Origin of the sequence: Pseudomonas sp. GM84, assembly GCF_000282535.1 — a bacterium.
In the GTDB taxonomy this organism is placed as follows: domain Bacteria; phylum Pseudomonadota; class Gammaproteobacteria; order Pseudomonadales; family Pseudomonadaceae; genus Aquipseudomonas.
The window spans coordinates 1-6,924 of record NZ_AKJC01000231.1; the positions used below are offsets into that span (position 1 = coordinate 1).

Below are 6,924 nucleotides of genomic sequence, written 5' to 3' on the forward strand. Positions count from 1 at the left end.
GCGCCCCAATCGCCGGCAAGCCGGCTCCCACCGGATCGGCGGAGGGCTTTATTGTGGGAGCCGGCTTGCCGGCGATTGGGGCGCACAGCGGCCCTGCTTTAATCCCACCTTAATGGCGATGGGAAACACTTCCTCACAATCCTTCACAAAGTCTCATTTGCGCAGCGCGGGGCTCAAGCGCAGCATATCCAGCCCGGTGTCGACCCATTGTTCGGCATCGCCCTGCAGGTCGAAGCTGTCCGGTAGCAGCAACCAGCGCCCGATCAGACCATCTACATAGGCAAACAAGGTTACCGCCGCGCGCTCAACGTCAAGGTCGGCGGGCAACTGCTCACGGCGTACGGCATTGGCCAGCGCCAAGGTAATGCTCTCGTGGCAGTCCAGCACCGCCCCCTGGCGCTGCTGGCGAATTTCACACATGTCGTCGGTGAACTCGCACTTGTGATGCAGGATTTCGTTGATACGCCGGGTTCGGGCGTCGAGCACCAGCTCGTTGAACACCTGCAGCAGCAGTTTGCGCATGCAGCCAAGCGGGTCCAGTTCGTCTTCGCTTTCACTGGCGCGCGCCAGGTGGTCATGGGTTTCGTGCAGGCTGTCGAGCAAGGCCTGCACCAGCTCGGCCTTGTTGTTGAAGTGCCAGTAGATCGCCCCGCGGGTAACGCCCGCCAGTTCGGCGATTTCGGCCAGTGTGGTGCGCGCGACCCCACGGTTGTAGAAGGCCCTTTCCGCTGCCTCGATAATTTGGACGCGAGTCTCCTGGGCTTCTTCTTTGGTTCGACGGACCATGGCAGTACGACCTCATCTGGGCCCGCATGCAGCGCCTGCGGGAAATCCGCCGGTGGCACTTCTGCAGAGTGCCTGCCGGATGGGCTAATCGAAGGCTGAGGTAGTCGTTGGCTACCACCCAGCGCTATTTACAAACAACCGTGAATGTAAGTATATTCGTTAGTAAGCTACTTATCCACCGGATAGTTTCTTTCCGACAAGACTCATCCATTACTCTTGAGCGTTTCCCTGCTCTAGCGACCCGAGGATCCTCATGCAATTCAAGCCAGCCGTTACCGCTCTGGTTTCCGCCGTCGCCCTGGCAACCCTGCTAAGTGGCTGCAAGAAAGAAGAAGCCGCGCCCGCAGCGCAGGCTCCTCTGGTCGGCGTCGTCACCCTGCAACCCCAATCCTTCACCCTGACCTCGGAACTGCCGGGGCGCACCAGTGCCTACCGCGTCGCCGAAGTGCGGCCACAGGTCAATGGCATCATCCTCAAGCGCCTGTTCAAGGAAGGCAGCGAGGTCAAGGAAGGCCAGCAGCTGTACCAGATCGACCCCGCGGTGTACGAAGCCAACCTGGCTAACGCCCAGGCCACCCTGCAGGCGACCCGCTCCCTGGCCGAGCGCTACAAGCAGCTGATCGACGAGCAAGCGATCTCCAAGCAGGAATACGACGACGCCAATGCCAAACGATTGCAGGCCGAGGCTTCGCTCAAGAGCGCGCAGATCGACCTGCGCTACACCAAGGTGCTGGCGCCGATCAGCGGTCGCATCGGCCGCTCCTCGTTCACCGAAGGTGCGCTGGTGAGCAACGGCCAAACCAACGCCATGGCCACCATTCAGCAGCTCGACCCGATCTACGTCGATGTCACCCAGTCCACCGCCGAGCTGCTCAAGCTGCGCCGTGACCTGGAAAGTGGCCAGTTGCAGAAGGCCGGCAAGAACGCAGCGTCCGTACAGCTGGTGCTGGAAGACGGCAGCCTGTTCAACCAGGAAGGCCGCCTGGAGTTCTCGGAAGTCGCGGTCGACGAGACCACCGGCTCCGTCACCCTGCGCGCCATCTTCCCCAACCCCGATCACACGCTGCTGCCCCGCATGTTCGTGCATGCGCGGCTCAAGGCCGGGGTCAACAGCAACGCCATCCTTGCCCCACAGCAGGGCGTGACCCGTGACCTCAAAGGCGCCCCTACCGCGATGGTGGTCAACCAGGAGAACAAGGTCGAACTGCGCCAGCTCAAGGCCAGCCGCACCCTTGGCAGCGACTGGCTGATCGAGGAAGGCCTCAACCCGGGCGACCGCCTGATCACCGAAGGCCTGCAGTACGTGCGCCCAGGTGTCGAGGTCAAGGTCAGCGATGCCACCAACGTCAAGAAGCCGGCCGGCGCTGATCAGGCCAACGCGGCCAAAGCAGACGCCAAAGCGGAGTAAACCATGTCGAAGTTCTTTATCGATCGCCCGATCTTCGCCTGGGTGATCGCCTTGGTGATCATGCTGGTCGGCGCCTTGTCGATCCTGAAGTTGCCGGTCAACCAGTATCCGAGCATCGCCCCACCGGCCATCGCCATCTCCGTGACCTACCCGGGCGCTTCGGCGCAAACCGTGCAGGACACTGTGGTGCAGGTCATCGAGCAGCAGCTCAACGGTATCGACAACCTGCGTTATGTGTCTTCGGAGAGCAACTCCGACGGCAGCATGACCATTACCGCCACCTTCGAGCAGGGCACCAACCCTGATACCGCGCAGGTCCAGGTGCAGAACAAGCTGAACCTGGCCACCCCGCTGCTGCCGCAGGAAGTGCAACAGCAAGGTATCCGCGTCACCAAGGCAGTGAAGAACTTCCTGCTGGTGATCGGCCTGGTGTCCGAAGACGGCAGCATGACCAAGGACGACCTGGCCAACTACATCGTCTCCAACATGCAGGACCCGATCTCGCGTACTGCCGGTGTCGGTGACTTCCAGGTGTTCGGTGCGCAGTACGCCATGCGTATCTGGCTGGATCCGGCCAAGCTGAACAAGTTCCAGCTGACCCCAGTCGATGTCAAGACCGCGGTTGCCGCGCAGAACGTGCAGGTGTCCTCCGGCCAGCTCGGCGGCCTGCCTGCCTTGCCCGGTACCCAGCTCAACGCCACCATCATCGGCAAGACCCGCCTGCAGACCGCCGAGCAGTTCGAGAAGATCCTGCTCAAGGTCAACAAGGATGGCTCGCAAGTACGCCTGAGCGATGTGGCCCAGGTTGGCCTGGGTGGCGAGAACTACTCCGTCAGCGCCCAGTTCAACGGCAAGCCGGCCTCGGGCCTGGCGGTCAAGCTGGCCACCGGTGCCAACGCCCTCGACACGGCCAGGGCCCTGCGCAAGACCGTCAACGACCTGGAGCCGTTCTTCCCGCCGGGTGTGAAAGCGGTGTTCCCGTATGACACCACGCCAGTGGTCACCGAATCGATCAGCGGGGTAATCCACACCCTGATCGAAGCCGTGGTCCTGGTGTTCCTGGTGATGTACCTGTTCCTGCAGAACTTCCGCGCCACCGTCATCACCACCATGACCGTTCCGGTGGTGTTGCTGGGTACGTTCGGCATCCTCGCCGCGGCCGGCTTCAGCATCAACACCCTGACCATGTTCGCCATGGTCCTGGCCATCGGCTTGCTGGTGGACGACGCCATCGTCGTGGTGGAGAACGTCGAGCGGGTGATGTCCGAGGAAGGCTTGCCGCCCAAGGAGGCGACCAAGCGGTCCATGGAGCAGATCCAGGGCGCCCTGGTGGGTATCGCCCTGGTACTGTCGGCGGTACTGCTGCCGATGGCCTTCTTCGGCGGCTCCACCGGTGTGATCTACCGGCAGTTCTCCATCACCATCGTCTCGGCCATGGGCCTGTCGGTGCTGGTGGCCCTGATCTTCACCCCGGCGCTGTGCGCGACCATGCTCAAGCCGGTGAAGAAGGGTGAGCACCATGTGGCCAAGCGTGGATTCTTTGGCTGGTTCAACCGTAACTTCGACCGCAGTGTGGAAGGCTACGAGCGCAGCGTCGGTACCATCCTGCGCAACAAGGTGCCGTTCCTGCTCGCCTATGCCCTGATCGTGGTCGGCATGATCTGGCTGTTCGCCCGCATCCCCACGGCGTTCCTGCCCGAGGAAGACCAGGGCGTACTGTTCGCCCAGGTACAGACCCCGGCCGGTTCCAGTGCCGAGCGTACCCAGGTGGTCGTCGACCAGATGCGCGAGTACCTGCTCACGGACGAAGCCGATACCGTTGCCTCGGTGTTCACCGTCAACGGCTTCAACTTCGCCGGTCGCGGCCAGAGCTCGGGCATGGCGTTCATCATGCTCAAGCCATGGGATGAGCGCTCCAAGGAGAACAGCGTGTTCGCCCTGGCCCAGCGTGCCCAGCAGCACTTCTTCACCTTCCGCGATGCGATGGTGTTCGCCTTCGCCCCGCCTGCGGTACTCGAACTGGGTAACGCCACCGGCTTCGACGTGTTCCTCCAGGACCGCGGCGGTGTCGGCCATGAAAAACTCATGGAGGCGCGTAACCAGTTCCTGGCCAAGGCCGCGCAGAGCAAGGTGCTCAGCGCCGTGCGCCCGAACGGCCTGAACGATGAGCCGCAGTACCAGCTGACCATCGATGACGAACGTGCCAGCGCCCTGGGCGTGACCATCGCCGACATCAACAACACCCTGTCGATCGCCCTCGGTGCCAGCTACGTCAACGACTTCATCGACCGCGGCCGGGTCAAGAAGGTGTACATCCAGGGCGAACCGAACGCGCGCATGAGCCCGGAAGACCTGCAGAAGTGGTACGTGCGCAACGGTGCGGGCGAAATGGTGCCGTTCTCCTCCTTCGCCAAGGGCGAGTGGAGCTACGGTTCGCCGAAGCTGTCCCGCTACAACGGCGTCGAGGCCATGGAAATCCTCGGTGCACCAGCGCCGGGCTACAGTACCGGTGAGGCCATGGCCGAAGTGGAACGCATCGCAGGCGAGCTGCCTGACGGCATCGGCTTCTCCTGGACCGGCATGTCCTACGAGGAAAAACTCTCCGGCTCGCAGATGCCGGCACTGTTCGCCCTCTCGGTACTGTTCGTGTTCCTCTGCCTGGCAGCCCTGTACGAAAGCTGGTCGATTCCGATCGCGGTCGTGCTGGTGGTACCCCTGGGTATCATCGGTGCGCTGGCCGCCACCAGCCTGCGCGGGTTGTCCAACGACGTGTACTTCCTGGTCGGCCTGTTGACCACCATCGGCCTGGCGGCGAAGAACGCGATCCTGATCGTCGAATTCGCCAAGGAACTGCACGAACAGGGCCGCAGCCTGTATGACGCGGCGATCGAGGCGTGCCGCATGCGTCTGCGCCCGATCATCATGACCTCGCTGGCGTTCATTCTCGGCGTGGTACCGTTGACCATTGCCAGCGGCGCGGGCGCCGGCAGCCAGCACGCCATCGGCACTGGTGTGATCGGCGGCATGATCAGCGCCACCGTGCTGGCGATCTTCTGGGTACCGCTATTCTTCGTCGCAGTGTCGTCGCTGTTCGGCAGCAAAGAGCCGGATGCGGACGCCACCCCTGAAACTCCACGTTATGAGGCTGGGCAATGACCAAGTCTTTGTTGTCCCTGGCGGTAACCGCTTTCATTCTGGGCGGCTGCTCGCTGATACCCGACTACCAGACCCCGGAAGCGCCGGTAGCTGCGCAGTGGCCGCAAGGCCCTGCGTACTCGCCGACCCAGTCGGCCGACGTGGCCGCCGCCGAGCAGGGCTGGCGCCAGTTCTTCCACGACCCGGCGCTGCAGCAGCTGATCCAGACCTCGCTGGTCAACAACCGCGACCTGCGCGTCGCGGCGCTGAACCTCGATGCCTACCGCGCCCAGTACCGCATCCAGCGTGCCGACCTGTTCCCGGCCGTTTCGGCCGATGGCAGCGGCAGCCGTCAACGGGTTCCGGGCAACATGTCGCAAACCGGCGAGTCCGGCATCACCAGCCAGTATTCGGCCACCCTGGGCGTCAGTGCCTATGAGCTGGACCTGTTCGGCCGAGTGCGCAGCCTGACCGAGCAAGCCCTGGAAACCTACCTGTCCAGCGAGCAGGCACGCCGCTCCACGCAGATCGCCCTGGTGTCCAGCGTGGCCAACGCCTACTACACCTGGCAGGCCGACCAGGCGCTGTTCCGCCTGACCGAGGAAACCCTCAAGACCTACGTGGAAAGCTACAACCTGACCCGTCGCAGCAACGAAGTCGGCGTGGCCTCGGCGCTCGACGTCAGCCAGGCACGCACTGCCGTGGAAGGCGCTCGGGTCAAGTACTCGCAGTACCAGCGCCTGGTCGCCCAGGACGTCAACAACCTGGCCGTGCTGATCGGCACCAGCATCCCTGGCAACCTCGCCACGCCGCTGGAGCTCAATGCCGACCAACTGGCCGAAGTCCCGGCCGGCCTGCCGTCGGACATTCTGCAGCGCCGCCCGGACATCCAGGAAGCCGAGCACCTGCTCAAGGCCGCCAATGCCAACATCGGTGCAGCCCGTGCAGCGTTCTTCCCGAGCATCAGCCTGACGGCCAACGCCGGTAGCCTGAGCCCGGACATGGGTCACCTGTTCTCGGGCGGGCAAGGTACCTGGTTGTTCCAGCCGCAGATCAGCCTGCCGATCTTCAACGCCGGCAGCCTGAAGGCCAGCCTGGACTACTCGAAGATCCAGAAGGACATCAACGTCGCCAAGTACGAAAAGACCATCCAGACTGCCTTCCAGGAAGTCTCCGATGGCCTGGCGGCGCGCAAGACCTTCGAAGAGCAGCTGCAGGCGCAACGCGACCTGGTGCAGGCGAACCAGGATTACTACCGTCTGGCTGAACGTCGCTACCGCATCGGCATCGACAGCAACCTGACCTTCCTCGACGCCCAGCGCAACCTGTTCAGTGCCCAGCAGGCGCTGATCAGCGATCGCCTGGCGCAGCTGACCAGCGAGGTCAACCTGTACAAGGCGCTCGGCGGTGGTTGGTACGAGCAGACCGGGCAGGCCAATCAGCAGGCTTCGGTGGATACGCCGAAGAGCTGATCGTTCTGCTGGTAACTCAAGCCCACCCTCTGCGGTGGGCTTTTTGTTTTCACTGCCTGTACTGGCCTCTTCGCGGGACAAGCCCGCTCCCACAGGTTCAGTGGCGGACCTGTGGGAGCGGGC

Annotated in this window: 4 protein-coding genes; 3 read left to right on the forward strand and 1 reads right to left on the reverse strand. The window is 63.3% G+C overall.

The window, feature by feature from the left end:
• Window positions 1-153: 153 nt before the first annotated feature.
• The gene (locus tag PMI38_RS18645; protein WP_008097153.1) at window positions 154-786 is read right to left on the reverse strand and encodes a TetR family transcriptional regulator; all 633 of its coding nucleotides are present in this window, start codon (window positions 784-786) and stop codon (window positions 154-156) included.
• A 253-nt stretch (window positions 787-1,039) separates the two neighbouring features.
• Here PMI38_RS18645 and ttgA point away from each other — a divergent pair, with 253 nt between their 5' ends.
• From ttgA to PMI38_RS18660, 3 genes are read left to right on the forward strand one after another with little or no spacing between them, the layout of a single operon-like run.
• The gene (ttgA, locus tag PMI38_RS18650) at window positions 1,040-2,194 is read left to right on the forward strand and encodes a toluene efflux RND transporter periplasmic adaptor subunit TtgA (RefSeq protein WP_008097154.1); all 1,155 of its coding nucleotides are present in this window, start codon (window positions 1,040-1,042) and stop codon (window positions 2,192-2,194) included.
• 3 nt (window positions 2,195-2,197) lie between these two features.
• A complete protein-coding gene (ttgB, locus tag PMI38_RS18655) occupies window positions 2,198-5,350 on the forward strand; it encodes a multidrug efflux RND transporter permease subunit TtgB (protein ID WP_008097163.1) in 3,153 nt (1,050 codons plus the stop codon).
• Window positions 5,347-6,801 (forward strand): AdeC/AdeK/OprM family multidrug efflux complex outer membrane factor, encoded by a 1,455-nt coding sequence (locus tag PMI38_RS18660; protein ID WP_008097165.1) that lies wholly within the window; start codon window positions 5,347-5,349, stop codon window positions 6,799-6,801. Before ttgB ends, PMI38_RS18660 begins: the two co-directional genes overlap by 4 nt.
• The last annotated feature ends 123 nt before the right edge of the window (window positions 6,802-6,924 follow it).

Coding starts and splice junctions, on each gene's coding strand:
- PMI38_RS18645 (WP_008097153.1), bottom strand. CDS start 786: ATGGTCCGTCGAACCAAAGAAGAAGCCCAGGAGACTCGCGTCCAAATT.
- PMI38_RS18660 (WP_008097165.1), top strand. CDS start 5,347: ATGACCAAGTCTTTGTTGTCCCTGGCGGTAACCGCTTTCATTCTGGGC.
- ttgA (WP_008097154.1), top strand. CDS start 1,040: ATGCAATTCAAGCCAGCCGTTACCGCTCTGGTTTCCGCCGTCGCCCTG.
- ttgB (WP_008097163.1), top strand. CDS start 2,198: ATGTCGAAGTTCTTTATCGATCGCCCGATCTTCGCCTGGGTGATCGCC.